Genomic DNA, 26,344 nt, shown 5'->3' with positions numbered 1-26,344 from the left:
CCAGCGAGGCGCTCAGCGGCCGAGCATGACGGCCTGCAGGCGAGTTTGCGCCTGTTGCACCTTCTGCGCCTGGGCGGTCAATTCCTGCAGCAGCTTGTTCAGCTCGGCCAGCACGGCCGGGTCCTGCACCCGCGGCGCCGGGCCCGTCAGGTCGATCTGCGCCTTGTGCGTTTCGACGTATTCCGCCACCTTGAGGCTGCTGTCCAGCGTGCCGCTGATTTGCGGCAACACTTCGCGGAAGGTGTCGGCCGGCACCGTCACCGTCTTGGCGTAGGCCTTGTCATACACCGCCTTCAGGTCGTCGGGCTGCTTCAGTTGCGCGCGCGCCGCGTCCGCCTTGGCCTGCTCCTTGGTCAGGGCCTCGCCCATGTCCTTGAGCGCGGTCTGCACCGTCTTGATGTCGTCGCGCCGGGCCACCACGTCGTTCAGCGAACGCACGGCGCCCTTCTGCATGAGGCTGCCCATCGGCTTGACCGAAGCGTCCATGCCGGCGTTGAAATCGGTGATCACCGCATACTGCGCGGCGTAGTCGCCGAAGGACTTCTTCTCTTCTTCCGTCAGCTGCGGCACGCGCACGCCCGGCTTGTCGACGATGCGGGTCTGCAGGAACTGCGTGAACGCCGCGCGTTGCTCAGGCTCCTTGTTGCCGCAAGCGGTCAGCGCCAGCGGCAACGCCAGGGCCAGCAGCACGAAAGGACGGAATAGGGATTTCATTACGTGATTCTCCGGAAAACATGGGAAATGGCGCGCCCCTTTTAAAATCGGGGGTGGCCAGCCGGGGGCGAGCTTATCGGGTCGTGGCCTTCGTCGCCATTGGTTTCAAACTTCATTTCAATCGAAGTGCCAAGATACAAAATTCACACACATTGACGTGAAAATTTGCATGGCAGCTGGTACGCGCGAGCGGGCGTAGGCATGCCGGAATACGGCCGCCATGAAGGATGGTCACGATGGAATAAGGTCGCCATGAAAGAAGAAAGCCGCTGTCGCGGCTTTCCGGCATCACAGATCATGGAGTACCGGCCATGGGCCGGCAAGGCTGCGGGTTTCAAACTAGGATGATGTCGTACTTTTCCTGCGAATACGTGCTCTCGACTTCCAGCGACACCCGCTTGCCCACGAAATCGCCCAGCATCGCCAGGTGCTGGCTTTCCTCTTCCAGGAACAGGTCCACCACGTCCTGCGACGCCAGGATGCGGAATTCCTTGGGATTGAACTGGCGCGCCTCGCGAAGGATCTCGCGCAGGATCTCGTAGCAGACCGTGCGCGGCGTGCGCACGTTACCGCGCGACTCGCACATGGGGCAGGGCTCGCACAGCTGGTGCGCCAGCGAATCACGGGTGCGCTTGCGCGTCATTTCCACCAGGCCCAGCTGCGTGAAGCCATTGACCGTCATGCGGGTGCGGTCGCGCGCCAGCGCCTTCTTCAGTTCGGCCAGCACGGTCTCGCGGTGCTCCTGTTCCTCCATGTCGATGAAGTCCAGGATCACGATGCCGCCCAGGTTGCGCAGCCGCAATTGACGGGCAATGGCCTGCGCGGCTTCCAGATTGGTCTTGAAGATGGTGTCGTCGAAGTTGCGGCCGCCGACGAAGCCGCCGGTATTGACGTCGACCGTGGTCAACGCCTCGGTCTGGTCGATGATCAGGTAGCCGCCCGACTTCAGGTCGACGCGGCGCGACAGGGCCCGCGCAATCTCCTCGTCGACATTGGCCGTATCGAACAGGGGGCGCTCTCCGCTGTAATGCTGGATGCGATCGACCACGGAAGGCGTATAGACGCGGGCCCATTCCAGCATCGCCGCGGTGGTGGTGCGCGAGTCGACCAGGATGGCGCCCGTCGACGGCCCCACCATGTCGCGCAGCACTCTCTGCGCCAGTGTCAGGTCCTGGTGCAGCAGCGCCGGCGCCGGTTGGGTGCGGGCCGCGGCCTGCACACTGGTCCAGAGCTTGCGCAGGTATTCCAGGTCGGCCGCCAATTCCTCGTCATTGGCGCCTTCGGCCTGGGTGCGCACGATGAAGCCGCCTTTTTCCTCGCTCGGCATCAACGCCTGCAGCCGCTCGCGCAGTTGGATGCGCTCGGACTCCGAGTCGATCTTCTGCGAAATGCCGATGTGCGGATCGTGCGGCAGGTATACCAGCATGCGGCCGGCCATGCTGATCTGCGTCGACAGGCGGGCGCCCTTGGTGCCCAGGGGATCCTTGACCACCTGGACCATGATGGTCTGCCCCTCGAACAGCAGTTTTTCGATGGGCGTTGGCGTCAGGCCCTGGCTGCGCTCGCCCCGGTTCTCGCGCAGGTCCGCGATGTGGATGAAGGCGGCCCGCTCCAGGCCGATGTCGATGAAGGCGCTCTGCATGCCCGGCAGCACCCGGACCACGCGTCCCAGGTAGATATTGCCGACGTGCCCGCGCTGGATGCTGCGTTCCACGTGCAGCTCCTGCACCGACCCTTGCTCGACCAGCGCGACGCGGGTCTCGAAAGGCGTGACGTTGATCAGGATATCTTCGCTCAACGCGATGGTGGGGGGCATGGGGGCATCTTCTCCAAGTTAAGGGCAGTGCGGCGCAAGGCGAATAGTAAACGTACCGGCGCGCCGGGCAAGCGGCGCGGCGCCCGGCTGGCGAGATCGCCTATCCATATGGATAGGGGGGCGAGGGAAGCGCCCTATATCTGTATAGATAGGGAAGACTGCGCCATCGGCACGCGGGCACACAACGCTATCTATATAGAGAGACGAGGCGTTGGACAAGTGCGCGAGCAGGGGACGGAAGGCCCGCGGGCGGCTTGCGTTCCGACGTCCTGCAAAATCCATCAGTCTTTTTGCGTCCGGCGTGTGACAGTCGAAAATTCTGTGCTATAGTCTCGCTCCTTCGCAGTTCAAGCAGTTTTGTTGAGCGGCGGGGCCAGGCAAGTGCAACGGATCCGAAGGGCTACGGCAAGCGGGTCTGCCGCAGGGCAGCAAGGCGGTGAGTCAGCGATGATTCTCTCGAACCGGCGGTCAGCGAATTTTGCATAGGATGGTGCGAATCAGGCAGAAGCCAGTTGCACGATCTGCAAAAATTGTGCTATAGTCTTGGGCTTGGCTGGTGACGGCGAATCAGGGTTTACCCGATAGGGTGGTCTGGTCAGCGTTGCAGGCCAACTGGGGCGGTAACCAACCTCCGAAGCGATTCGGGGCTACTGCGAAGTGAAGCGATTCACGAAACGGCGGGGTTGCAAGATAGGATGCAAGTTAGGCAAAAGCCGGTTGCATAATCTGCAAAAGTTGTGTTATAGTTTCAGGCTTGGCAGTTACCGAAAAATTAGGGTTAACCCTGATATTTCGATAGCTGCTAAAGAGAGAAAGCCGGGCGCGAGCCTGGTGAGACCTGAAGAGGTCGTAGGCAAGGCAGCGAAGTGAAGCAAGCGACGCTGACTTGACAAACGATAAAAACTTCTTCATAATCTCGTTTCTCTGCTGCTGACACAGCGATCGACGCGAAAGCGAAATCGCCGAAGAAAGCAGAAGATGCAGTAAGTAGTTTGGTAGTACAGAATTTGGCAGTACCGCTCTTTAACAATTAAACAACCGATAAGTGTGGGCGCTTGATGCGGGTGCGCAGTGACTGGGTTTTAAACCCTTTCACAAGCACAATGAAATCAAGTGCTCACTAGAAGTGAAGTACCTTAGATGTCAAGTCTAAGCACATACCTCACTTCCTTTGAGTAGCGACGTATGACTCGGTTCTTCGGAACTAAGAAATACGAAACAAATACAGAGATTAAACTGAAGAGTTTGATCCTGGCTCAGATTGAACGCTAGCGGGATGCCTTACACATGCAAGTCGAACGGCAGCACGGACTTCGGTCTGGTGGCGAGTGGCGAACGGGTGAGTAATGTATCGGAACGTGCCCAGTAGCGGGGGATAACTACGCGAAAGCGTAGCTAATACCGCATACGCCCTACGGGGGAAAGCAGGGGATCGCAAGACCTTGCACTATTGGAGCGGCCGATATCGGATTAGCTAGTTGGTGGGGTAACGGCTCACCAAGGCGACGATCCGTAGCTGGTTTGAGAGGACGACCAGCCACACTGGGACTGAGACACGGCCCAGACTCCTACGGGAGGCAGCAGTGGGGAATTTTGGACAATGGGGGAAACCCTGATCCAGCCATCCCGCGTGTGCGATGAAGGCCTTCGGGTTGTAAAGCACTTTTGGCAGGAAAGAAACGTCGCGGGTTAATACCCCGCGAAACTGACGGTACCTGCAGAATAAGCACCGGCTAACTACGTGCCAGCAGCCGCGGTAATACGTAGGGTGCAAGCGTTAATCGGAATTACTGGGCGTAAAGCGTGCGCAGGCGGTTCGGAAAGAAAGATGTGAAATCCCAGAGCTTAACTTTGGAACTGCATTTTTAACTACCGGGCTAGAGTGTGTCAGAGGGAGGTGGAATTCCGCGTGTAGCAGTGAAATGCGTAGATATGCGGAGGAACACCGATGGCGAAGGCAGCCTCCTGGGATAACACTGACGCTCATGCACGAAAGCGTGGGGAGCAAACAGGATTAGATACCCTGGTAGTCCACGCCCTAAACGATGTCAACTAGCTGTTGGGGCCTTCGGGCCTTGGTAGCGCAGCTAACGCGTGAAGTTGACCGCCTGGGGAGTACGGTCGCAAGATTAAAACTCAAAGGAATTGACGGGGACCCGCACAAGCGGTGGATGATGTGGATTAATTCGATGCAACGCGAAAAACCTTACCTACCCTTGACATGTCTGGAATGCCGAAGAGATTTGGCAGTGCTCGCAAGAGAACCGGAACACAGGTGCTGCATGGCTGTCGTCAGCTCGTGTCGTGAGATGTTGGGTTAAGTCCCGCAACGAGCGCAACCCTTGTCATTAGTTGCTACGAAAGGGCACTCTAATGAGACTGCCGGTGACAAACCGGAGGAAGGTGGGGATGACGTCAAGTCCTCATGGCCCTTATGGGTAGGGCTTCACACGTCATACAATGGTCGGGACAGAGGGTCGCCAACCCGCGAGGGGGAGCCAATCCCAGAAACCCGATCGTAGTCCGGATCGCAGTCTGCAACTCGACTGCGTGAAGTCGGAATCGCTAGTAATCGCGGATCAGCATGTCGCGGTGAATACGTTCCCGGGTCTTGTACACACCGCCCGTCACACCATGGGAGTGGGTTTTACCAGAAGTAGTTAGCCTAACCGCAAGGGGGGCGATTACCACGGTAGGATTCATGACTGGGGTGAAGTCGTAACAAGGTAGCCGTATCGGAAGGTGCGGCTGGATCACCTCCTTTCAGAGCTTAGTGCTCGTGTTAAGCGTCCACTCTTATCGGTTGTTTGATATAGCTGGGATCGGTTGTGGGCTTGGGTAGAGGGACTCCTCCCTGTGTCCATGACTTCTGACTACTGATCCGGGAAGGTTTTGGGTCTGTAGCTCAGTCGGTTAGAGCACCGTCTTGATAAGGCGGGGGTCGTTGGTTCGAATCCAACCAGACCCACCAAGTATTCGCAGGTAGAGATGCCGTGAATATGGGGGTGTAGCTCAGCTGGGAGAGCGCCTGCTTTGCAAGCAGGATGTCATCGGTTCGATCCCGTTCACCTCCACCAAGACCTGTGCCTGGTGGGATGTAGAGGCTAACTCATAGTGTCGTGCGGATAGTATCTGCCCGGTCTTATGAGTTGGGTTTTACTCAACAGCTATATTCGTTCTTTAACAATCTGGAAGAAGCACAACGAAATGTGCTCATCAAGTAATCAGCTTGCTGATGAAGATGGGTACGGGTTGTGATTGCATTAATTTTGTTCCAAGTTCTCAAGACTGGGGTGAATAACCTCAGACTGCTTTGAAACTTATGAACGGCACAAACGCTAATACTCAGGTCCTATAGCCTACAGCGTTATAGGATCAAGCGACTAAGTGCATATGGTGGATGCCTTGGCGATCACAGGCGATGAAGGACGTAGTAGCCTGCGAAAAGCTGCGGGGAGCTGGCAAACAAGCTTTGATCCGCAGATGTCCGAATGGGGAAACCCACTGCGCAAGCAGTATCCCTGACTGAATACATAGGTCAGTGGAAGCGAACCGGGTGAACTGAAACATCTCAGTAGCTCGAGGAAAAGAAATCAACCGAGATTCCGAAAGTAGTGGCGAGCGAAATCGGAAGAGCCTTCACGTTTTAGCATGCAAGATAGTCGAACGGAATGGAAAGTCCGGCCGTAGCAGGTGATAGCCCTGTAGACGAAATTTTGTGTGTGGAACTAAGCGTGAGAAAAGTAGGGCGGGACACGTGAAATCCTGTTTGAAGATGGGGGGACCATCCTCCAAGGCTAAATACTCGTGATCGACCGATAGTGAACCAGTACCGTGAGGGAAAGGCGAAAAGAACCCCGGAAGGGGAGTGAAATAGATCCTGAAACCGTATGCATACAAACAGTAGGAGCCTCCTTGTGGGGTGACTGCGTACCTTTTGTATAATGGGTCAGCGACTTACATTCAGTGGCAAGGTTAACCGAATAGGGAAGCCGTAGCGAAAGCGAGTCCGAATAGGGCGATTCAGTCGCTGGGTGTAGACCCGAAACCAGATGATCTATCCATGGCCAGGTTGAAGGCACGGTAACACGTGCTGGAGGACCGAACCCACTAATGTTGAAAAATTAGGGGATGAGCTGTGGATAGGGGTGAAAGGCTAAACAAATCTGGAAATAGCTGGTTCTCTCCGAAAACTATTTAGGTAGTGCCTCAAGTATTACTGCGGGGGGTAGAGCACTGTTATAGCTAGGGGGTCATGGCGACTTACCAAACTATGGCAAACTCCGAATACCCGCAAGTACAGCTTGGGAGACAGAGCACCGGGTGCTAACGTCCGGACTCAAGAGGGAAACAACCCAGACCGCCAGCTAAGGTCCCAAATTATCGCTAAGTGGGAAACGAAGTGGGAAGGCATAGACAGTCAGGAGGTTGGCTTAGAAGCAGCCATCCTTTAAAGAAAGCGTAATAGCTCACTGATCGAGTCGTCCTGCGCGGAAGATGTAACGGGGCTAAGCGATAAACCGAAGCTGCGGGTGTGCACTTTGTGCACGCGGTAGGAGAGCGTTCTGTAAGCCTGCGAAGGTGGCTTGTAAAGGCTGCTGGAGGTATCAGAAGTGCGAATGCTGACATGAGTAGCGATAAAGGGGGTGAAAAGCCCCCTCGCCGTAAGTCCAAGGTTTCCTGCGCAACGTTCATCGGCGCAGGGTGAGTCGGCCCCTAAGGCGAGGCAGAGATGCGTAGCTGATGGGAAGCTGGTTAATATTCCAGCACCGTCGTACAGTGCGATGGGGGGACGGATCGCGGAAGATCATCAGGGTGTTGGATGTCCCTGTTGACGTATCGAAGATGGCGCTTAGGCAAATCCGGGCGCGTAAATCAAGGGTACGGCACGAGCGAGCATTGCTTGCGAAGTGATTGGAAGTGGTTCCAAGAAAAGCCTCTAAGCTTCAGCTGTACGAGACCGTACCGCAAACCGACACAGGTGGACGGGATGAATATTCCAAGGCGCTTGAGAGAACTCAGGAGAAGGAACTCGGCAAATTGATACCGTAACTTCGGGAGAAGGTATACCCCGGTAGTGTGAAGCGCCTGCGCGCTTAGCATGATGGGGTCGCAGAGAATCGGTGGCTGCGACTGTTTATTAAAAACACAGCACTCTGCAAAGACGAAAGTCGACGTATAGGGTGTGACGCCTGCCCGGTGCCGGAAGGTTAAGTGATGGGGTGCAAGCTCTTGATCGAAGCCCCGGTAAACGGCGGCCGTAACTATAACGGTCCTAAGGTAGCGAAATTCCTTGTCGGGTAAGTTCCGACCTGCACGAATGGCGTAACGATGGCCACACTGTCTCCTCCTGAGACTCAGCGAAGTTGAAGTGTTTGTGATGATGCAATCTACCCGCGGCTAGACGGAAAGACCCCATGAACCTTTACTGTAGCTTTGCATTGGACTGTGAACCGGCCTGTGTAGGATAGGTGGGAGGCTTTGAAGCGTGGTCGCTAGATCACGTGGAGCCATCCTTGAAATACCACCCTGGTTTGTTTGCGGTTCTAACCTTGGTCCGTTATCCGGATCGGGGACAGTGCATGGTGGGCAGTTTGACTGGGGCGGTCTCCTCCCAAAGTGTAACGGAGGAGTTCGAAGGTACGCTAGGTACGGTCGGAAATCGTGCTGATAGTGCAATGGCATAAGCGTGCTTGACTGTGAGACTGACAAGTCGAACAGGTGCGAAAGCAGGACATAGTGATCCGGTGGTTCTGAATGGAAGGGCCATCGCTCAACGGATAAAAGGTACTCTGGGGATAACAGGCTGATACCGCCCAAGAGTTCATATCGACGGCGGTGTTTGGCACCTCGATGTCGGCTCATCTCATCCTGGGGCTGTAGCCGGTCCCAAGGGTATGGCTGTTCGCCATTTAAAGAGGTACGTGAGCTGGGTTTAAAACGTCGTGAGACAGTTTGGTCCCTATCTGCCGTGGGCGTTGGATACTTGACGGAGCCTGCTCCTAGTACGAGAGGACCGGAGTGGACGTACCTCTGGTGTACCGGTTGTCATGCCAATGGCATTGCCGGGTAGCTAAGTACGGAAGAGATAACCGCTGAAGGCATCTAAGCGGGAAACTCGTCTGAAGATTAGGTATCCCGGGGACTTGATCCCCCTGAAGAGTCGTTCGAGACCAGGACGTTGATAGGTCGGGTGTGGAAGCGCAGTAATGCGTTAAGCTAACCGATACTAATTGCTCGTGAGGCTTGATCCTATAACACTGATGGTTATGACCTGGTGGTATAGCGTTCCAAGTGTCGTTCAATACAAAATCTGGCTGCCCCGTCAGCAGCCAGCCAACACCAATTACACCCACTGTGCGGGATCATCGAGACACTCTCTGATCCCCACACGTTGCGCTTCTTCCAAGATTGGAGCGGTTGTCCCCAAAGACAATCTCTCAACCCGTTACGCCTGACGACCATAGCAAGGTGGTACCACTCCTTCCCATCCCGAACAGGACAGTGAAACGCCTTTGCGCCGATGATAGTGGACGGACGTCTGTGAAAGTAGGTCATCGTCAGGCTTTTATTGCTCAAAACCCCACAGGCTCGCGCCTGTGGGGTTTTGTTTTTATGAAAAGCCCGTTCATGCGTGCGCCACGATTATCGAGCCCGGCTCTGATCGTCGCGAACAAAGCTGGCCATGCAGTACCCAGGATTGGAGCGCTCGCCATCGAGGCGGGATGCTCGGCAGGTCAAGCCTGATGCCCATAGCAAGGTGGTACCACTCCTTCCCATCCCGAACAGGACAGTGAAACGCCTTCGCGCCGATGATAGTGGACGGACGTCTGTGAAAGTAGGTCAGTATCAGGCAGTTATTCAAGAAGAAAACCCCGCAGGCTGACGCCTGCGGGGTTTTTTCATTGGCGGTTGCTTTCCGGCTACTACGATCTGGCGCCGCGGGCGGGGGCCAGGCAGGTGCCGGCCTCCCCGGGGAAGAAGGAAGTTCAGCCGGGCTGACGCTGCGCGGCGTCCGGCAACTGGCGCCGCAATGCGGCGAAGAACAGTTCCGACTGCAGGCGTTCGCTCTGTATTTGCGCGGCCACCTTGCCGGCGATCAGCGGATCCACCGGGGCCAAGGCGCGGCCGGTGGATTCGGCAAGCACTTGCGCGGTACAGGCGCGTTCGAGGAAGAAGAGATCGTCGTAGGCGTAGTCGAGCCGCTCGCCGCAGACCACCACACCGTGATTGCCGAGGAAAGCAATGTCTGCGCCCTGCATGGCGCGGGCAATGCGTTCGCCTTCGCTGGCGTCCAACGCCAGGCCGTTGTATTCGTCATCGACCGCGATGCGGCCATGGAAGCGCATCGCATTCTGCGAGAGCGTGGTGTCGAGGGCGCGGGTGCTGGTGAGCGTCAATGCGGTGGCGTAGGGCATGTGGGTATGCAATACACAGGCCTTGCCGGCGATGCGATGGATTGCGGCGTGGATGAACATGGCCGTGGGTTCGACTTCGTGGCGTCCCGCCAGCTTGCGACCCTCGGCATCGACCAGCACGATATCGGCAGCCTGGACCTCATGCCACATCAGGCCGCGCGGGTTCAGCAGGAAATGGTCGGAGTCTCCCGGTAGCGCCACGCTGAAATGGTTGCAGACGCCTTCGCCGAGCCCGTGGGCGGCGGCGGCGCGCAGCGCCAGCGCAAGGTCATCGCGCAGGGCGCTGACGTGCTCGGCGTGGAACAGCGCGTTGGCGAAATGAGGATCGTGGTTCATTGGCTGCCCGATTGAAGTTGGAAATCGCCAGGATGGCGTCGTGAGCGAGAGTGCCGGGCGGCGGCGTCGAGCCGGCCGGGATGCCGGATCGGAACGGGCGGTGATATGCGCCCGCCCGATTCCCTACATCCAGCCGGCCTGGCGCAACAGCCCGGGTACTTGGTCCAGAGTCGATACGGTAGCGTCGGGACGGTAGTCCGGCAAGGGCTGGCGGCCGGTACCGCGGTCGATCCACACGCAGCGAAAGCCGATGTCGCGCGCGGCGGCATGGTCCAGGTGGGGACTGGCGCAAATGTGCACGACTTCGTCCGGGGTGACGCCGAGGCTGTCATGGGCGTGGGCAAAGATGCGGCGCGACGGCTTGTAGGCGCCCGCCTGTTCGGCGGTGACGACGCGGTCGACGTGACCGCCCAATTGCGCCACATTGCCGGCGATGATGGCGTCGTCGGTATTGGAGATGATGCAGAGGCGGAAGCCAGCGCGCTTGAGCAGCGCAAGCGTGTCGACCACTTCGGGAAATGGCGGCATGGCCGAAATACTGTCGGTGAGCAGCGCGGCATCCTGCGGGCGATATTCGAGTCCCAGGTCGTGCATGGTCAGCCGCAGCGCTTCGCGCGTGATGTCGGCGAAATGCCGATGGGGCGGGGTGCGCTCCAACCGATGTTCGTGCTCGTCGTAGATACGCAGGAACCGCGCGGGCGTCGGGGCGCGCTGTGCCTCCTGATTGGCGGCCAGAATGCGGGCCACGGCGGCTTGCAGGCCTTCATCCCATTGGATCAGGGTGCCGTAGCAGTCGAAAGTGAGCCATTGCGGGCGCGGGAGGTGATCCAGGGGCATGGCGTTTCCTTGAAGATCGTTGAAGACGGGTGCCAGCTTAGGATTGCTCAGGTAAGTTGTAAAATTAATAATAAAACTGCTTTCAGTGATATTTCAAATATCATTCCTGGCAGGTGAAAACGAACGCGAAAACGCTTGGCCCCTCGGCGAGGTTCGCGGAAACCGCGACCCCGAGGCTTCTCAAACGGATATCTCATGCTCGATCTCGAATTGCTCCGCACCCTGGTCTGCGTGGTCGATGAAGGCAGCTTCACACGGGCCGCCGGTCGCGTGCACCGCACACAATCGACCGTGAGTCAGCAGGTACGCAAGCTTGAGCAGACCGTGGGCAGGACCCTGTTGCTGCGCGATCGCGCGGGCAACCAGGTGCAGGCCACCGACGATGGCGAGCTGATGCTGGCCTACGCGCGCAAACTGCTGGCGATGGCGGACGAGGCGGAACTGGCGCTGGCGACGCCGCGTCGCACGCGGGCGATCCGGCTGGGCATTCCCGAGGACTTCGATGTGGCGCGACTGACGGCGCTGCTGGCGGGGTTTGCCGTGAGCCATCCGGATATCCGCCTGGAGACCGGCAGTGGCATGAGCATGGAGCTGAAAGCCCGGCTCGGCGCCGGGGAACTGGATCTGGCCCTGATCAAGCGGGAGCCCGGCGAAGGCCCTTGCCTGGCGGCGTGGCCCGAGCAACTGGCGTGGGTCGGGGATGAGCGTTTGCTGCAGGGCGTGGAGCCGCTGCCGTTGGTGTTGTTTCCGCACGGCTGCATCTATCGCAAGCGCATGATCTATGCGCTGGAAAGCGCCGGTCGGTCGTGGCGCGTCGCGTATCACAGCCAGAGCCTGGCTGGCGTGCAGGCCGCGGTGGCGGCGGGGCTGGGGATTTCGCTGCTGCCGGCTTTCGCGTGTCTGCCCGAGCATGGTGTGTTGGGGCCGGAGTCGGGGCTGGCGCCAGCGCCTCGGACGGAGTTGGCGATCGTGGGAGGAGCGGGCGCCGCGGCCGATGCGGCGCTGAAGAACCTGGTGACGGTGCTGGCGCAGGCGGTAGGCCAGGACGTGCAGATGCCGCCGCGCCGGCGGGCTTCAGCTTAGGTCGCCATCCAGGTAATACCAGCGCCCGGCTTCACGCACGAAGCGGCTGACCTCATGCATGCGGCTGGCGCGTCCGGCCAGGCGGCTGCGGGCCACGAATTCGACGGTGGCGTGATCGGCATCCTGGTCGCGGGCCTGCTTGATGGCCAGGCCGAGCCACTTCATCGCGGGCGGATTGGGTTCGAGCGAGGCCGGGCGGGTCGTGGGATGCCAGGTTTCGAGCAGGTAGTCGAGCTTGTCCAGCACGAAGGCGCTGTAACGCGAACGCATCAAGTCTTGCGCGGTGGGAGCCTGCAAGGCTTGGGGGCCCTGGTGCCAGCGGCCGCAGCAGGCGGTGTAGGTTTTGCCGGTGCCACAGGGACAGGCGGTGGAATCAGGCGCGGTCACGGCAGGGCTCAGGCCAGCAGGTCGTTGTATTCGGGGTGGCGGCGCATGTAGACGTCGGCATAGGAACACTGCGGACGGACTTTCCAGCCTTGCGCGCGGGCTGTGTCGAGGGCGACGCGGGTGAGCTCGGCGGCGATGCCGCGTCCACCCACCTGGCTGGGCACGCCGGTGTGCGTGATGGTCATCACGCCATCACGCAGGTGGTAGTCCAGTACGCACAGCACGCCGTCGACGGTGGCGGTGTAGCGGGAATGGGCGGTGTCGTGGATGACGGAAAGCATGGGAATCCCTGCGTATGAAAGAGCGGGCGGCGTGGCGTCCCGGGCAACGGACAGCATAACAGCGGCGGGCCGCCGGGCCGGATCAGCGCTGCAGGACCTTCAGCAGCGCCGTCAGCTGCGCGTCGCGATCCCGCACCAGGTCGGCGATGTCGCGCTGGCCGGCTTCGGCGTTGACGCCTTCGATCAGGCGGCGCCGCAGCTCAGGCGTGACCTCGGGCGTTCCCAGGTCGTCCCACCAGGTCTGGATGGGGCCGAGCAGGTGGTCCATGAAATGTGCCATGCCGCCGGGGCCGCCGCCGAGGTTGAAGGTCATGTGCGGCCCGAACAGGGCCCAGCGCAGTCCCGGGCCTTGCGACACCGCGGCGTCGATATCGGCGACGCTGGCGACATTGTCGGCGGCCAGGTGGATCGCCTCGCGCCACAGCGCGGCCTGGAGGCGGTTGGCGATATGGCCCGGGACTTCCTTGTTGACGCGGATCGGATGCTTGCCCAGCTGGCGGTAGAAAGCGATGCAACGCTCGACCGTCGCTTCGGAGGTCTGCTTGCCGCCCACCACCTCGACCAGCGGGATCAGGTGAGGCGGGTTGAACGGATGGCCGATGACGAAGCGCGCCGCATGTTGGCAGCGTGCCTGCAGGCGGCTCATGATGAGTCCGGAGGAGCTGGAGGCGACGATCACTTCGGGCGGCAGCAGCGCGTCCATGCGCGCGAACAGGTCGGTCTTGAAGTCTTCGCGTTCAGGACCGTTTTCCTGGACGAAGTCCACGCCGCGCAACGCGCCGGCCAGGTCGGCATCGAAACGCAGCGCCTCGGGGCTGGCGCCGGCGGCCACGCGGCCGAGCTCGGTCAGCACCGGCCAGGCGGCGGCGACGCGCGCGCGTGTCAGGGATTCCGCGTCGGCGGCGGGATCGCAGACCACGACTTCGAGTCCATACGCCAGGAACAGCGCGGCCCAGCTGGCGCCGATGGTGCCCGCGCCGACAATGGCGACGCGGCGTATGGCGGGGGAGGGGGACGTGTCGGTCATGCGAGGCTCCGGAAGGTGTCCAAGGAAGGTCCATTGTGAAGCAAAGCGGGCTGGGTTGCCACGCGGGGCCTCGGCGGGCAAGATGGCGGGATGCCGGCGGCCCCTGCTTGCGCAACACCGCCATCCACTTTTTGCCGGAGCGATTCATGGACGTGTCGCGGTCAGCCGAACGGCGGGCGGTGCCGTATTTCTGCCAATGGGAATCGGCCCATCTGGCCGGCGCCATCATACGCAAGGAACTGCGGCTGGAGGACGATCCTTCCTGGCGCGCCTCCGGCGCGCGGGACGTGGCGGAATATGCCCGCTGGGCCAGCCATGTCTGCGGCATGGCCTGCTTGAAGATGGTGCTGGCCGCCACCACCGGGCAGGTACATCCGACCCTGGAACTGGCGCGTCGCGGCATGCCCCACGGCGCCTACACCGAGGACGGCGAGGGGCGCATCAAAGGGCTGATCTACGCGCCGTTCGTGCGCTTCGTGGCCGAGGAGTTCGGGCTCGAAGCCGAGGTGTGCGTGGACCTGCGGGGAGAGGCGCTGCCGGCAATGATGAGCCGCGCCGCCTATTTCATGGCATCGGTTCATCCGTGGATCCGATGGCCGGATCGTGAACCGCCCGCCCGGGGCGGCCACCTGGTGCTGGTGACGCGGGCCACGCCGGAGCACGTGACTTTCCACAATCCTTCCGGCGAGCCGGGCGCGCAGGCCGATGCCTGTGTGCCGCTGGATGTCTTCGACCGTTTTTTTGCCGGCCGCGGGATCGCGATCCTGCGTCGAGATTGATCGGCCGCGCCGCGCGCCGTTCAGGCAGCGTGGCTTCACGGCGGCGCGGCCTCGCCGCCAGATGACGGCCCGCCGCCGATGCCCGTCAGGTGTTGCGGGCGTGACGCAGGTGCCGCCATACCAGCATCGCGGCAACCAGATAAGCGGCGGCGATGATGACGTAGGAGGCGGGCAGGCGGGCATGCCAGTCCGGCAGCAGGTGCAGGATGGTGCCCATCAGTGCCACCCCCACCAGGGCGCCCGATTGCCGGTTGGCGTTGAGCGCGGCCGCGGCGCTATTGGCGTGATGCTTGCCCGACACCTGCATGACCACGCTGGTCATCGCCGGCACCGCGATACCGACTCCCAGGTTCGCCAGCGCCACCACGGCGGCGAAGGGCCGGTAGGGCATGTCGGGCGTGAACGCGGCCAGGCCCGCCAGGCTCATGACCGTCGCCAACAGGATGCCGCCCAGCAGCGAGGCGGATACGTTCCAGCGCGCCGATATGCGGCTCGAGATCAGGTTGCCGATGGAGAACACCGCCAGCATGGGCACCAGTTGGATGCCGGTCTCCAGGGCGTCGGCGCCGCGGGCCTGTTGCAGGAACAGGCTGAGCAGGAACAATTGGCCGTACGAGGCGAGGTTGATGAGAAAGCCCACGCCGTTGGCCGCCGCAAACTGCGTGGTCTGGAACAGCGCGCGCGGAATGATCGGCTCGGCGTGGCGCCGCTCGCGGTGTATCAGCAGCGTGGCGGCGAGCAGGAACACGAGCGCCGCGCCCAGGATGGGCAACGAGTCCCATCCGTAGGCGTTGCCCTGGATCAACGCAAAGCAGAGCGATGACAGCGCGACGACACCGAACACATGGCTCAGCGGATTGAGCGCGCGAGGGCGGCGCGGGGCCGCCTGGATGCGGCGCCGCGCCAGCCACAGGCCTGCCAGGCCCAGCGGCAGGTTGATGAGGAAGATGCCGCGCCAACCGAACTGGTGGATCAGCACGCCGCCCAGCAGCGGACCGGCGGCGCCGGCCACGGCCACGATGGCCGACCATGCGGCCAGCATGCGATTGCGCACCTGGTCGTCTTCATAGGCATGGGTCAGCAGGCTGAGCGAACTGGGCATGAACAGCGCGGCGCCCAGGCCCTGCAGCATGCGGGCGGCGATCAGCAGGTCTCCCCCGGGCGCGATGCCGCATAGCAGCGAGGCTAGGGTAAAGACGCCCAGCCCCGCCAGATAGACGGTCTTGGCGCCATAGCGGTCGGCCAAGGCGCCGGCCACCAGCAGCAGGGCGGCGAAGGTCAGGGTGTAGCCGTCGACGATCCAGACCAGATCGGTGAGCGGCACGGTGAACTGCTGCGCGATGCTGGGCAGGGCGACGTTGACGACGGTGACGTCGAGCATGGCCATGACGAAGCCGATGGCCAGGGTGACAAGGGGCAGCAGGCCGGTCGCGGCGGGACGAAGGGCGGGTTCGACGGGGAGCGGGGCAGTGGAACAGGCGGGGCGCATGACAGGAACTTCCGGGGACTTCCGAGGTGCACAGATTAGGGGTTCCGTTGATGCAAAAAAATAGGAGAATCTGCTTTATAGTGATGCAAAATTGCATCAACATTTGGCGCCGTGGCGATCCGCCGGGGCCTTGGCGGAGCCGCCTGCATGGATTGGGACAACGCGCGCATCTTCCTGGCGATCTACCGCAATGGCACCCTGCGTGGCGCCGCGGCCCTCTTACAGATCGATCAGGCCACGGCCGGCCGCCGGCTGGCGGCGCTGGAGGCTTCGCTGGACGCCCGCTTGTTCCTGCGCACGCCGTCGGGCTATGTGCCGACCGCCGCGGGTGAACAGGCATTTGCCGCGGCCGAGCGCATGGAGCAGGCCGCCGATCAGCTGCAACGGCAGATGCAAGGGCTGGATCACCGGCTGTCGGGCGTGGTGCGGGTGGCGACGTCCGAGACCGTGGCCAGTTATTTCATCATGGAAGCCATCAGCCGGCTGCACGTGCAGCATCCCGACATCCGCATCGCGCTGTCGACCTCGATTCAGCTGAGCAATCTGACCCGGCGCGAAGCCGATCTGGCAATCCGCAATATCAAGCCGGACAATCCCGACCTGATCCAGCGCCATCTGGCGCGCAAGGAAGTCGGGCTGTATGCCTCCCGCTCCTATCTCGAGGCGCATGGCGAGCCGCGTCCCGGAACCGCCTTCGCCGGCCATACGCTGGTGACCTACCAGCAGGCCGTGCTGCCGGGCTGGTCGGACACCTTCTGTGGCGAGCCCACCGGGAATGGCCGCATTGCCATGGAATTGAATTCGGGCCTGATGATCATCGAGGCGGTGGCGGCGGGCCTGGGCATCGGCGAACTGCCCATCCATATGGCGCCGCAGTATCCGGACCTGGTGCGGATCTGGCCTCATCGCAGCGAGCCCTATGATTTATGGCTGGTGATGCATGGCGACCTGAACCGGACAGCGCGGGTGCGCGCCGTCGCGGACGCGATTGTCGAGGTGTTCGAAGAGGACTGAGGCGCATGGCCTGGCGGCGCGTTCCGGCTTGTGGACGCGTGCAAGGGGCGCTAAGGTTGGCCGTCCGGCGGCGCCTGGCCGCCGGTTTCCGTTGACCAGATAGAGGAGTGCCGCGTGTCCGATCTTTGGCGTTTGTCCGCAGTTGAGCTTGCCGCCCGTATCCGCCGGCGCGATGTTTCCGCAGTCCAGGCCGCGCAGAGCGCGCTGGATCGCCTGCAGGCGGTGAATCCCCTGATCAACGCCGTGGTCGATCACCGGCCCGAGGATGCGTTGGCGCAGGCTGCCCTGGTGGACCAGGCCCTGGCGCGCGGCGAAGACCCCGGCGCGCTCGCGGGCGTGCCGGTGACGGTCAAGGTCAATGTGGACCAGGCCGGCTTTGCCACCACCAACGGCGTGACGTTGCAGAAGGACGTGATCGCGACGGTCAACAACCCGGTGGTGGACAACCTGCGCAAGGCGGGCGCGGTGATCATCGGCCGCACCAACACCCCCGCGTTTTCATTGCGATGGTTCACCGGCAACCGGCTGCACGGCAATACCTTGAACCCGCGCAATCCCGCGCTGACGCCGGGAGGCTCGTCCGGCGGCGCCGCGGCGGCGGTGGCGGCGGGCATTGGCCATCTGGCGCATGGCACCGATATCGCGGGCTCGATCCGCTACCCCGCCTATGCTTGCTGCGTGCACGGCCTGCGTCCGTCGCTGGGCCGTGTGCCCGCCTACAACGCAGCCCTGCCCGAACGCACCATCGGCGGCCAGATCACGGCGGTGTCCGGTCCGCTGGGTCGCAGCATCGCCGACCTGCGGCTGGGCCTGGCCGTGATGGCCGCGGCCGATCCGCGCGATCCGTGGTGGGTGCCGGCGCCATTGACCGGTCCGGACCGGCCGCGGCGCGCGGCGCTTTGCCTGAATCCCGACGGCATGGAGACCGCGCCGGCGGTGGTCAAGGCCTTGCAGGATGCCGCCCGGCGCTTGAGCGAGGCGGGCTGGGCGGTGGATACGATCGATACCCTGCCGCCGCTGCAGGAGGCCGCCGACCTGCAGATCCGCATGTGGATGGCGGATGGCTACGACGCCATGGTCGAGGCCGCGCGCAAGGAAGGAGACCGCGGCGCGCAGGTGGCCCTGGAGGGCCAGCGTGAAAACGTGGCCGGCATGGACATGGCCGGGTTCTCGGCGGTGTTGACGCGCCGCGCGACGCTGACGCGCCTGTGGGAGCTGTTCCTGACGGAATATCCCGTGCTGTTGCTGCCGGTGTCCGCCGAGCTGCCGTTTTCCGACAACCTGGACCTGGAGGGCGACGCGGCCTACCGTCGCGTATGGCGCGCGCAGATGACGCAGATCGGCCTGCCTTTCATGGGATTGCCCGGGCTGACCGTGGCCATGGGCAGCGCCGGCGACAGTCCCGTGGGCGTCCAGGTGGTGGCGGGGCGCTACCGCGAGGATCTGTGCCTTGCTGCCGGGGCAGCGATCGAGGCCGGTGGCCCCGCCGTCGGCATTGCGGAGCCGGTGGTCCGCTAGCCGGCGGAGCAGCTCAGGTTGCGCGCTGAATGGCGGCGTCAGCCGGCCGCCATTCAGTACGCAGCAGTCCCATCATGCCGGTATCCCAGCGCGCCTCGCCGGCGCGCGTGGATGAGCGCCGCACGCCTTCGAGCGTGAAGCCGAGCTTCTGGTAGGTGCGGATGGCGGGCTGATTGAACATGTAGACATTCAGCTCCAGGCGTTCGATGCCTGGCGTGCGAAAGGCCTCGTCGATCAGCAGCGTCACCATCGGGCCGGCCAGTCCCTGGCCGCGTTCGGCCGGGGCGATGGCGACACGGCCCAGGCGGGCATTGCCGTCGCGCCAGTCGTACGCCAGTTGCGCGTGACCCACCGGCGTGTCGCCGCGGCATGCCATCCAGCAACGCCGGGTGGGCGGTTGGACCTGTCCTTCGCGCAGCATGGCATCCAGATCGGCCTGTGCCAGCGGGTACGAGAGATGCGACCCTCCCCATTGCACCACGTCGGACAGGCAATTGAACCAGCTCGAAAGCAGGGCGTAGTCCGCGGGAGCAAAGGGACGCAGGGTCAGCATGGCATGGCCTCGGGCGATGGCGGGTGTCGATTCAATCGACGATAAAGCGCAGTTTCAGGACGCCAAGGTCGCCATAGGCCAGTTCCAGGTCGCGGTTTGCGGGCACGTCCAGATAGCCCGCGTACGAGCCGGTGATGACGTGCTGGCCCGCGGCCAGCGCCAGGCCTTGTTCGCGCAGGAAATTGGCGAGCCAGTACAGTCCGGCCTTGGCGTGGCCGTTGGGATGGATGCCGGGATGCTGCTCGACTTCGGCGCCATCGACGGACAGGGTGATGGTCATACTGGCCGGCGCGGCGTCCGGCGAGGCGATACGCGGGCCCAGCACCAGCCCGGCATTGAACATGTGGTCCGCCAGCAGCTCGGGCAGGCTGGCGTGCTCGGGCGCGGCATAGCGGCAACCCAGCACTTCCAGCGCCAGCCGCGCGCCGCCAATGGCGGCGTCGATCTCGGCTGGGCTGTATGGTTCGGCGCGGGCGGACAGGTCGCGCGCCAGTTCGAACGCGATTTCCGGTTCGATGCGCACCACCTGCGTGGAGGCGGACAGCCTGCCGGCCAGCGCCACGGTCGAGGCGTAGATGGGGGCGACCACGGTTTTCTCGGGCGACGGCAGGGCGCTTTTCCAGGCGCCGATGCCATCGCGGCGGGTCTCGCGCAGCAACTGCGCGGTGCGTTGCTGCACGGCGAACGCCTGGCCCTGGGTCTGGGGGCGGCAGGCGGCGGGCAGGCGCGGGCCGGCGATGCCGGCCTCGCGGGCGGCGATCAGGATGCGCGCGGCTTCCGTGCAACCCGGGTAGTCTTCGATCTCGATCCGCATGGGCCTCAGGCTCCCAGGAACAGCATCGTCCACAGCACGATCATTGCGATCAGGCCCAGCCAGCACGAACCCCAGAAACCGACGATCGGCCACTTCAAGGCCAACGGCGCTTTCTTGGGATCGAGGTGCGCCAGCAGGTCATTGGCGTTGCCAATCAGCCAGAAGCGGGTGCCCGGGAACATCAGGCGGAAGAAATAATCCAGCATGATCGCTGCCTTGATCGCCAGCGGGTAGCGCTCGAACGGGCGATGCTGCAGATAGGGGTGCTTGAATGCGGCGTTGATCTGCTTGCTCTTGACGAAGAACAGCACCAGGCCGCAGAGCGAGCAGGTGATGAAGCACAGCACGAACAGACTGAAGGCCATGGCCATGGCGGGTGAATGCATGGAAATCCCGGTAGTGCGCGGCAGGCCGCGAGCTTGAAGAAAGTGGAAGATCAGCCGCGGGTCTGGCCTTCGCCGGTCAGCACCCATTTGAGCGTGGTCAGGCCTTCCAGGCCGACCGGGCCGCGCGCATGCAGGCGGTTGGTGGAAATGCCGATCTCGGCGCCCAGGCCGTATTCGAAGCCGTCCGCGAAGCAGGTCGGCAGGTTGACATAGACCGAGCTGGAGTCGACCTCGCGCTGGAAGCGCTGCGCCGCCGACAGGTCTTCGGTGACGATCGCGTCGGTGTGGCCGGAGCCCCAGCGCGCAATGTGTTCGATGGCGTCGTCGAGCGAGTCGACGATGCGGATTGCCAGGATCGGGCCCAGGTATTCGGTGGCCCAGTCTTCGTCGGTGGCCGGCTTGGCGTGCGGCAGCAGCGCCAGCGTGCGGGGGCAGCCGCGCAGTTCGACACCGTGTTCGGTCAGCGCCGCGGCCAGGCTCGGCAGGATCGAGACGGCCGCCACGGCGTCCACCAGCAGGGTTTCCATGGCGCCGCAGATGCCGTAGCGATAGGTCTTGGCATTGAAGGCGATGGCGTGGGCCTTGTCCGGGTCGGCGGCCGCGTCGATGTAGATGTGGCAGTTGCCGTCCAGGTGCTTGATCAGCGGCACGCGCGCCTCCTGCGACAGTCGGGCGATCAGGCCCTTGCCGCCGCGCGGCACGATGACGTCGATGTGCTCGGTCATGGTGATGAGCTTGCCGACCGCGGCGCGGTCGGCCGTGGCCACCACCTGCACCGCGTCCTGCGGCAGGCCGGCGGCGGCCAGGCCCATCTGGACGATGCGACCCAGCGCCACGTTGGAGTGCAGGGCTTCGCTGCCGCCGCGCAGGATGGCGGCGTTGCCGGACTTCAGGCACAGCGCCGCCGCGTCGATGGTGACGTTGGGCCGGGATTCGTAAATGATGCCGATCACGCCCAGCGGCACGCGCATCTGCGCCACGCGCATGCCGTTGGGGCGCACGGTGGTGGCGGTGACGCTGCCGATCGGGTCGGGCAGGGCGGCGATCTGGCGCAGCCCTTCGGCCATATGGGCCAGTGTTTTCTCGGACAGCGTCAGGCGGTCGAGCAAGGCCGGCTCCAGGCCATTGGCGCGCGCCGCGGCGACGTCCTTGGCGTTGGCGGCCAGCAATTCGGCCTGGTTGGCTGCCAGCGCTTCGGCCATGGCCAGCAGGGCCTGGTTCTTGGCGGCGCTGTTGGCGCGCATCATGGCGCGCGAGGCCCGGCGCGCATTCTCGCCCAGGGTCAGCATGGCTTGTTCGATGGAGGACGAGGACATGACGGCGTCATTCATAGTGAAGAGGGGGCGGCGAGGGCGCCGCTGATGGGATTAGTTTATCCGGCCGGGGGCCGGGAGGACGAGGCGGCGGCCGCAGCCGCCTTCACGGTCGGGTGCCGGCCGCGGCCACGCGCAGGGCCAGGCGGGTCATTTCTTCCCAGGGATCGGACAGGCGCCCCGGCACCGACAGGCCCTTGATGAGACGGTCGACCTCGTGGGCATGCTGCACCGCGGCCGGCCAGACGTCGGGACGGACCCGGCCCAGCGCCTGCAGCGCCAGCCGTTCATGCGCTCCGAAAATGCGCAGCCGGCGCATCAAGCCATTGGCGTCCTGCCCCAGGCTGCGCGCCTCGGCCACGCGCGCCAGCAGGCGGATTTCCTCGCCCACCGCCCACAGCACCAGCGGCAGGGCCTCGCCTTCGGCGCGCAGGCCGTCGATCATGCGGATGGTGCGGGCGATGTCGCCAGCGAGCATGGCGTCGCGCAGGCCGAACACGTCGTAGCGGGCGACGTTGAGCACGGCGCGCTCGACGTCCTCGGGCGCCAGCTGGCCTTCGGGATAAAGCAGGCCCAGCTTCTGGATTTCCTGGTGCGCGGCCAGCAGGTTGCCTTCGACCTTGTCGGCCATCCATTGCAGGGTGGCGTTGTCGGTGCGCTGGTTCTGGCGCGCCAGGCGCTGGCCGACCCATGCCGGCAGGCGGCCGCGTTCGACGTTGGCGATGTCGACGGTCATGCCGCCGCGGGCCAGGGCCTGCATCCAGCGGCTTTCGCGGGTGGCCTTGTCCAGGCGAGGCAGCGCCACCAGGATCAGCGTATCGGGGTTGTCGGCCTGCTTTTCAGCCTGCTCGGCCAGGCGTGCCAGTGTGTCGGCGCCCGACTTGCCCGGCTTGCCGGTGGGGATCTTGAGTTCGAGAATGCGGCGTTCGCCGAACAGCGACACGCTCTGGGTCGCGGCGATGACGGCGCTCCAGTCGCTGCGCGCATCCATCACCATCGACAGCCGTTCGGTGTAGCCGGCGCCGCGTCCGGCGGCGCGCAGCGCATCCACCGCCTCGGTCACCAGGAGAGGTTCGTCACCGGACACCGTGTACAGCGGGGCGAGGCGGTTGCCCGCCCGCTGCAGGTGGTCGGCCAGGCGATCCGCGTCCAGGGGTTGTGCCATCGGTCAGCGCGTATAGGCCGGATCGGTGGTGGACGGCGTCTGCCACGGCGCCGGCGTGCTGCGCGGCATGGGCGCGGCGGGGTCGTACAACGGTATTTCGCCGTCTTCGCCGCGCTGTTCGCGATTCTCGAACGCCTTGCGCACCTCCGGCGCCGTCATGCGGCGCAGCAGGCGCGAGACCAGGTCGCGCTGCATGGCGATGTAGAGGGATTCGATCTGCCCTTGCTTGGCCTGCACGATCTGGTCGTCATAGGGCATTTCGCGGTAGATCGACAGCGTCGTGTCCGGGATCAGGGCGCGGCCCTGGGCGTCGATGAGGCGGAAGGTGTAGTTGATGCCGAGTTCGTATTCCTCGACACGGCCCTGGGCGTTCAGCGACACCTCGCGCAAGGCGCGCGTGTTGGATACTTCCTGGAGGATCGCCTGCGCATCCTTGGGCGAAGCGACCAGCTTGGTATCGGGCGAGGCCGCCCGCAACGCGCGGCGCACGTCGGCCCCGAACTGCGTGTTGTCGGCTATGCCGACATAGAGCGTGCTGAACGGCATCGGCGTGACACCGCGCAGCGCGAAACCGCAGGCGGAGAGCAGCATGAACAGCGCCAGGCAGGCGCCGCGCAGCAGCCAGGATTGGCGGGGGGAGTGCGTTTGTTGCCCGGCGAAGTGCATGCTTGACCTCATCAGCCTACGACGTTGACCAGTTTGCCCGGAACCACGATGACCCGCTTGGGCGGGCGGCCTTCCAGGTAGCGGGCGACTTCGTCCTGGGCGGCGGCGAGCTTTTCGATGTCTTCCTTGGCGGCCTTGGCCGCGACGCGGATCGAGCCGCGCAGCTTGCCGTTTACCTGCAGCATCAGTTCGATTTCGTCCGCCACCAGCGCGGCTTCGTCGACGTGCGGCCACGGCGCGTCGAGCAGGTCGCCCAGCTCGTGCGCGTAGCCCAGGTCGCGCCACAGTTGCCAGGTGATGTGCGGCACCACCGGATACAGCACGCGCAGCAGCACGCCGAGCGTTTCGGCGTAGGCGGCGTCGGCGTGCTTGCCTTCGGGCAGCTTGGCGTCGTCGATGGCGTTGAGCATCTTCATGCACGCGGACACGACGGTGTTGTACTGGATGCGCTGGTAGTCGTAGTCGGCCTGCTTGAGCAGGTTGTAGACCTCGCGGCGCAGGTCCTTGACGGCGGCGGGCGCGTCGGTCCAGTCGGCGCCGGCGGCCAGGCCGCGGGCGATCGCGTCGCGCTGCGCGTAGCTGATGGACCACAGGCGGCGCAGGAAGCGGTTCGAGCCTTCGACGCCGGAGTCGGACCATTCGAGGGTCTGCTCGGGCGGGCTGGCGAACATGACGAACAGGCGCGCGGTGTCGGCGCCCAGCGTGTCGATCAGCGATTGCGGATCGACGCCGTTGTTCTTGGACTTGGACATGGTGCCCACGCCGCCGTAGGTCACCTCGGAGCCGTCGGACTTGAGCTTGGCGCCGGTGATGGCGCCGCGCGCGTCGTAGACGTTCTCGACTTCCTCGGGCCAGAAATACTCGATGCCGCCCTGGGCGTTCTTGCGCGAGTAGATGTGGTTCAGCACCATGCCCTGGCACAGCAGCTTGGTGAAGGGCTCGTCGAAGTTGAGCAGGCCCATGTCGCGCATGACCTTGGTCCAGAAGCGCGCGTACAGCAGGTGCAGGACCGCGTGTTCGATGCCGCCGATGTACTGGTCCATCGGCATCCAGTAGTCATTGCGCGCATCGACCATGGCCTTGTCGTTGCCCGGCGAGGTGTAGCGCATGAAGTACCAGGACGAGTCCACGAAGGTGTCCATCGTGTCCGTCTCGCGGCGCGCCGGCTTGCCGCAGCTGGGGCAGGCGCACGACAGGAAGGCTTCGTTCTTGGCCAGCGGATTGCCGCTGCCGTCCGGGATCAGGTCGTCCGGCAGCACCACCGGCAGGTCCTTTTCGGGGACCGGCACCGGGCCGCAATCGGGGCAGTGGATGATGGGGATCGGGGTGCCCCAGTAACGCTGGCGCGAGATGCCCCAGTCGCGCAGGCGCCAGGTGGTCTGCTTTTTGCCCAGGCCTTGCGCGCCGAGGTCGGCGGCGATGGCGTCCACGGCTTCCTTGTGCGACAGGCCGTCGTACTTGCCGGAGTTGGTGGTGCGGCCGCTCTGCTTGTCGCCGTACCATTCCTGCCAGGCGTCGGTGGAATAGGCCTTGCCGGCCACGTCCACGACCTGGCGGATCGGCAGGTCATATTTCTTGGCGAAGGCGAAGTCGCGTTCGTCGTGGGCCGGCACGCCCATCACGGCGCCATCGCCGTAGGTCATGAGCACGTAGTTGCCGACCCAGACCTCGACCTGGTCGCCGGTGATCGGGTGGGTCACGAACAGGCCGGTGGGCAGGCCTTCCTTTTCACGCGTGGCCAGCTCGGCCTCGGTGGTGCCGCCCAGCTTGCACTGTTCGATGAAGGCGGCCAGCGCCGGGTTCGACTGCGCGGCGTGGGTGGCCAGGGGGTGTTCCGGCGCCACGGCGCAGAAGGTCACGCCCATGATGGTGTCGGCGCGGGTGGTGAAGACGTACAGCTTGCCGTCCTGGATCAACTGGCCGTCCTGGCCGGTGATCTGGTGCGGGAAGGCGAAGCGCAGGCCCTCGGACTTGCCGATCCAGTTTTCCTGCATCAGGCGCACGCGCTCGGGCCAGCCGGGCAGGTCGTTCTGCACCGCGCCCAGCAGTTCGTCGGCGTAATCGGTGATGCGCAGGTAGTAACCCGGGATCTCGCGCTTTTCGACCGGGGCGCCCGAGCGCCAGCCGCGGCCGTCGATGACCTGTTCGTTGGCCAGCACGGTCTGGTCGACCGGGTCCCAGTTCACGACCTGGGTCTTGCGGTAGGCGACGCCCTTTTCGAGCATCTTCAGGAACAGCCACTGGTTCCATTTGTAGTACTCGGGATCGCAGGCGCACATCTCGCGCGACCAGTCGATCGCCAGGCCCATCGCCTTCATCTGCTTCTTCATATAGGCGATGTTGTCGTAGGTCCACTTGGCGGGCGGCACCTTGGACTTGATGGCGGCGTTCTCGGCGGGCATGCCGAAGGCGTCCCAGCCCATCGGCATTAGCACGTTGTAGCCCCGCATGCGCAACTGGCGCGCCATCATGTCGTTGATGGTGTAGTTGCGCACGTGGCCCATGTGCAGCTTGCCGCTGGGATAGGGCAGCATCGAGCAGGCGTAGAACTTCGGCTTCTCGGAGCCGTCCGGGTTCTTCGCGTGTTCATGGACCAGATAGGCGTCGCGGGCCTGCCAGTCTTGGTGGGCGGCCGCTTCGACGGTAGTGGGGAGGTAACGTTCCTGCATGGGCTCGTGCGCGATGGCGAAAAATGGGTGAACCGCCCCCGCGCGCCAGGCGCGGGGGCGGCCAAAACCCCTGATTATA

The 26,344-nt window shown here is 63.6% G+C and carries 19 protein-coding genes, 2 tRNA genes and 4 rRNA genes; 10 read left to right on the top strand and 15 right to left on the bottom strand.

Annotated features, from left to right (window positions below):
• Positions 1-12: 12 nt before the first annotated feature.
• Together DK459_RS26855 and rng are read right to left on the bottom strand one after the other, a co-directional pair.
• Positions 13-714, bottom strand: coding sequence for a DUF3053 domain-containing protein (locus tag DK459_RS26855; RefSeq protein WP_006384024.1), 702 nt, complete (start codon positions 712-714; stop codon positions 13-15).
• Positions 715-1,048: 334 nt separating this feature from the next.
• Positions 1,049-2,512, bottom strand: coding sequence for a ribonuclease G (rng, locus tag DK459_RS26850; RefSeq protein ID WP_026384722.1), 1,464 nt, complete (start codon positions 2,510-2,512; stop codon positions 1,049-1,051).
• A gap of 1,251 nt (positions 2,513-3,763) precedes the next feature.
• On the opposite strand from rng, the gene DK459_RS26845 reads away from it, so the two are divergent.
• The 6 genes from DK459_RS26845 (at position 3,764) to rrf (DK459_RS26820) (ending at position 9,385) form a co-directional block, all read left to right on the top strand.
• Positions 3,764-5,294: ribosomal RNA gene (locus DK459_RS26845) — 16S ribosomal RNA — on the top strand.
• Between the two features lie 130 nt (positions 5,295-5,424).
• Positions 5,425-5,501: transfer RNA gene (locus DK459_RS26840), tRNA-Ile, on the top strand.
• 30 nt (positions 5,502-5,531) lie between these two features.
• A tRNA-Ala gene (locus tag DK459_RS26835) sits at positions 5,532-5,607 on the top strand.
• Between the two features lie 296 nt (positions 5,608-5,903).
• A 23S ribosomal RNA gene (locus DK459_RS26830) occupies positions 5,904-8,784 on the top strand.
• Positions 8,785-8,983: 199 nt separating this feature from the next.
• Positions 8,984-9,096 (top strand): 5S ribosomal RNA (gene rrf / locus DK459_RS26825).
• Positions 9,097-9,272: 176 nt separating this feature from the next.
• A 5S ribosomal RNA gene (rrf, locus tag DK459_RS26820) occupies positions 9,273-9,385 on the top strand.
• The 16S, 23S and 5S rRNA genes sit together here with 2 tRNA genes alongside, the layout of an rRNA operon.
• 134 nt (positions 9,386-9,519) lie before the next feature.
• On the opposite strand, the gene DK459_RS26815 is transcribed toward rrf (DK459_RS26820), so the two are convergent.
• The gene (locus DK459_RS26815; RefSeq protein WP_026384027.1) at positions 9,520-10,284 is read right to left on the bottom strand and encodes an aldolase; all 765 of its coding nucleotides are present in this window, start codon (positions 10,282-10,284) and stop codon (positions 9,520-9,522) included.
• 123 nt (positions 10,285-10,407) lie between these two features.
• A complete protein-coding gene (locus DK459_RS26810; protein WP_054499964.1) occupies positions 10,408-11,121 on the bottom strand; it encodes a haloacid dehalogenase type II in 714 nt (237 codons plus the stop codon).
• Between the two features lie 195 nt (positions 11,122-11,316).
• Here DK459_RS26810 and DK459_RS26805 point away from each other — a divergent pair, with 195 nt between their 5' ends.
• Complete coding sequence (locus DK459_RS26805) at positions 11,317-12,204, top strand: LysR substrate-binding domain-containing protein (RefSeq protein ID WP_054483411.1); 888 nt, start codon at positions 11,317-11,319, stop codon at positions 12,202-12,204.
• Here the strand turns inward: DK459_RS26805 and DK459_RS26800 are convergent.
• The 3 genes from DK459_RS26800 to DK459_RS26790 all read right to left on the bottom strand — a co-directional run bounded on the left by DK459_RS26800 (position 12,196) and on the right by DK459_RS26790 (position 13,899).
• Entirely contained in the window at positions 12,196-12,591 is a 396-nt protein-coding gene (locus tag DK459_RS26800; RefSeq protein ID WP_006385667.1) for a YchJ family protein, read from the bottom strand. The two genes, DK459_RS26805 and DK459_RS26800, sit on opposite strands and share 9 nt — an antisense overlap.
• An 8-nt stretch (positions 12,592-12,599) precedes the next feature.
• Positions 12,600-12,872: a GNAT family N-acetyltransferase gene (locus DK459_RS26795; protein WP_006385666.1), complete on the bottom strand. Its 273-nt coding sequence runs from the start codon at positions 12,870-12,872 to the stop codon at positions 12,600-12,602.
• 82 nt (positions 12,873-12,954) lie between these two features.
• Complete coding sequence (locus DK459_RS26790; RefSeq protein ID WP_054471113.1) at positions 12,955-13,899, bottom strand: 3-hydroxyacyl-CoA dehydrogenase NAD-binding domain-containing protein; 945 nt, start codon at positions 13,897-13,899, stop codon at positions 12,955-12,957.
• A gap of 146 nt (positions 13,900-14,045) precedes the next feature.
• Here DK459_RS26790 and DK459_RS26785 point away from each other — a divergent pair, with 146 nt between their 5' ends.
• A complete protein-coding gene (locus DK459_RS26785; protein WP_024070015.1) occupies positions 14,046-14,678 on the top strand; it encodes a hypothetical protein in 633 nt (210 codons plus the stop codon).
• Between the two features lie 85 nt (positions 14,679-14,763).
• Here DK459_RS26785 and DK459_RS26780 read toward each other — a convergent pair whose 3' ends face one another.
• Positions 14,764-16,167 (bottom strand): MFS transporter, encoded by a 1,404-nt coding sequence (locus DK459_RS26780; protein ID WP_024070014.1) that lies wholly within the window; start codon positions 16,165-16,167, stop codon positions 14,764-14,766.
• A gap of 147 nt (positions 16,168-16,314) precedes the next feature.
• Between DK459_RS26780 and DK459_RS26775 the strand changes: the two genes are divergently transcribed.
• Positions 16,315-17,181 carry a LysR family transcriptional regulator gene (locus DK459_RS26775; protein ID WP_020929083.1) on the top strand — a complete coding sequence of 289 codons (867 nt, stop codon included), beginning with the start codon at positions 16,315-16,317 and terminating at the stop codon, positions 17,179-17,181.
• 114 nt (positions 17,182-17,295) lie between these two features.
• On the top strand, positions 17,296-18,699 hold the full coding sequence (locus DK459_RS26770) for an amidase family protein (protein ID WP_110135174.1): 1,404 nt from the start codon (positions 17,296-17,298) through the stop codon (positions 18,697-18,699).
• Positions 18,700-18,712: 13 nt separating this feature from the next.
• Here DK459_RS26770 and DK459_RS26765 read toward each other — a convergent pair whose 3' ends face one another.
• The 7 genes from DK459_RS26765 to leuS form a co-directional block, all read right to left on the bottom strand.
• Positions 18,713-19,252: a GNAT family N-acetyltransferase gene (locus DK459_RS26765; RefSeq protein ID WP_024070012.1), complete on the bottom strand. Its 540-nt coding sequence runs from the start codon at positions 19,250-19,252 to the stop codon at positions 18,713-18,715.
• 31 nt (positions 19,253-19,283) lie between these two features.
• Positions 19,284-20,066, bottom strand: coding sequence for a 2-keto-4-pentenoate hydratase (locus tag DK459_RS26760; RefSeq protein ID WP_054444427.1), 783 nt, complete (start codon positions 20,064-20,066; stop codon positions 19,284-19,286).
• A gap of 5 nt (positions 20,067-20,071) precedes the next feature.
• A complete protein-coding gene (locus DK459_RS26755; RefSeq protein ID WP_020929079.1) occupies positions 20,072-20,452 on the bottom strand; it encodes a hypothetical protein in 381 nt (126 codons plus the stop codon).
• 50 nt (positions 20,453-20,502) lie between these two features.
• Positions 20,503-21,783: a glutamate-5-semialdehyde dehydrogenase gene (locus DK459_RS26750; RefSeq protein WP_024070010.1), complete on the bottom strand. Its 1,281-nt coding sequence runs from the start codon at positions 21,781-21,783 to the stop codon at positions 20,503-20,505.
• An 88-nt stretch (positions 21,784-21,871) separates the two neighbouring features.
• Positions 21,872-22,930 carry a DNA polymerase III subunit delta gene (gene holA / locus DK459_RS26745; RefSeq protein ID WP_070541125.1) on the bottom strand — a complete coding sequence of 353 codons (1,059 nt, stop codon included), beginning with the start codon at positions 22,928-22,930 and terminating at the stop codon, positions 21,872-21,874.
• Between the two features lie 3 nt (positions 22,931-22,933).
• Entirely contained in the window at positions 22,934-23,596 is a 663-nt protein-coding gene (gene lptE / locus DK459_RS26740; RefSeq protein WP_006385651.1) for an LPS assembly lipoprotein LptE, read from the bottom strand.
• Between the two features lie 11 nt (positions 23,597-23,607).
• On the bottom strand, positions 23,608-26,265 hold the full coding sequence (leuS, locus tag DK459_RS26735; RefSeq protein WP_110135173.1) for a leucine--tRNA ligase: 2,658 nt from the start codon (positions 26,263-26,265) through the stop codon (positions 23,608-23,610).
• Between the last annotated feature and the right edge of the window lie 79 nt (positions 26,266-26,344).

The organism is Achromobacter sp. RW408 (assembly GCF_003184165.1).
Classification (GTDB): domain Bacteria; phylum Pseudomonadota; class Gammaproteobacteria; order Burkholderiales; family Burkholderiaceae_B; genus Achromobacter; species Achromobacter xylosoxidans.
The sequence above is the reverse complement of the archived record's forward strand: the minus strand, read 5'-3'. Positions and strand labels throughout refer to the sequence as shown.

What these genes read in the sequence shown, in the direction of transcription:
- DK459_RS26855 (WP_006384024.1), bottom strand. Translation starts at nt 714, where the DNA reads ATGAAATCCCTATTCCGTCCTTTCGTGCTGCTGGCCCTGGCGTTGCCG.
- DK459_RS26815 (WP_026384027.1), bottom strand. Translation starts at nt 10,284, where the DNA reads ATGAACCACGATCCTCATTTCGCCAACGCGCTGTTCCACGCCGAGCAC.
- DK459_RS26810 (WP_054499964.1), bottom strand. Translation starts at nt 11,121, where the DNA reads ATGCCCCTGGATCACCTCCCGCGCCCGCAATGGCTCACTTTCGACTGC.
- DK459_RS26805 (WP_054483411.1), top strand. Translation starts at nt 11,317, where the DNA reads ATGCTCGATCTCGAATTGCTCCGCACCCTGGTCTGCGTGGTCGATGAA.
- DK459_RS26795 (WP_006385666.1), bottom strand. Translation starts at nt 12,872, where the DNA reads ATGCTTTCCGTCATCCACGACACCGCCCATTCCCGCTACACCGCCACC.
- DK459_RS26790 (WP_054471113.1), bottom strand. Translation starts at nt 13,899, where the DNA reads ATGACCGACACGTCCCCCTCCCCCGCCATACGCCGCGTCGCCATTGTC.
- DK459_RS26785 (WP_024070015.1), top strand. Translation starts at nt 14,046, where the DNA reads ATGGACGTGTCGCGGTCAGCCGAACGGCGGGCGGTGCCGTATTTCTGC.
- DK459_RS26780 (WP_024070014.1), bottom strand. Translation starts at nt 16,167, where the DNA reads ATGCGCCCCGCCTGTTCCACTGCCCCGCTCCCCGTCGAACCCGCCCTT.
- DK459_RS26775 (WP_020929083.1), top strand. Translation starts at nt 16,315, where the DNA reads ATGGATTGGGACAACGCGCGCATCTTCCTGGCGATCTACCGCAATGGC.
- DK459_RS26765 (WP_024070012.1), bottom strand. Translation starts at nt 19,252, where the DNA reads ATGCTGACCCTGCGTCCCTTTGCTCCCGCGGACTACGCCCTGCTTTCG.
- DK459_RS26760 (WP_054444427.1), bottom strand. Translation starts at nt 20,066, where the DNA reads ATGCGGATCGAGATCGAAGACTACCCGGGTTGCACGGAAGCCGCGCGC.
- DK459_RS26755 (WP_020929079.1), bottom strand. Translation starts at nt 20,452, where the DNA reads ATGCATTCACCCGCCATGGCCATGGCCTTCAGTCTGTTCGTGCTGTGC.
- DK459_RS26750 (WP_024070010.1), bottom strand. Translation starts at nt 21,783, where the DNA reads ATGAATGACGCCGTCATGTCCTCGTCCTCCATCGAACAAGCCATGCTG.
- holA (WP_070541125.1), bottom strand. Translation starts at nt 22,930, where the DNA reads ATGGCACAACCCCTGGACGCGGATCGCCTGGCCGACCACCTGCAGCGG.
- lptE (WP_006385651.1), bottom strand. Translation starts at nt 23,596, where the DNA reads ATGCACTTCGCCGGGCAACAAACGCACTCCCCCCGCCAATCCTGGCTG.
- leuS (WP_110135173.1), bottom strand. Translation starts at nt 26,265, where the DNA reads ATGCAGGAACGTTACCTCCCCACTACCGTCGAAGCGGCCGCCCACCAA.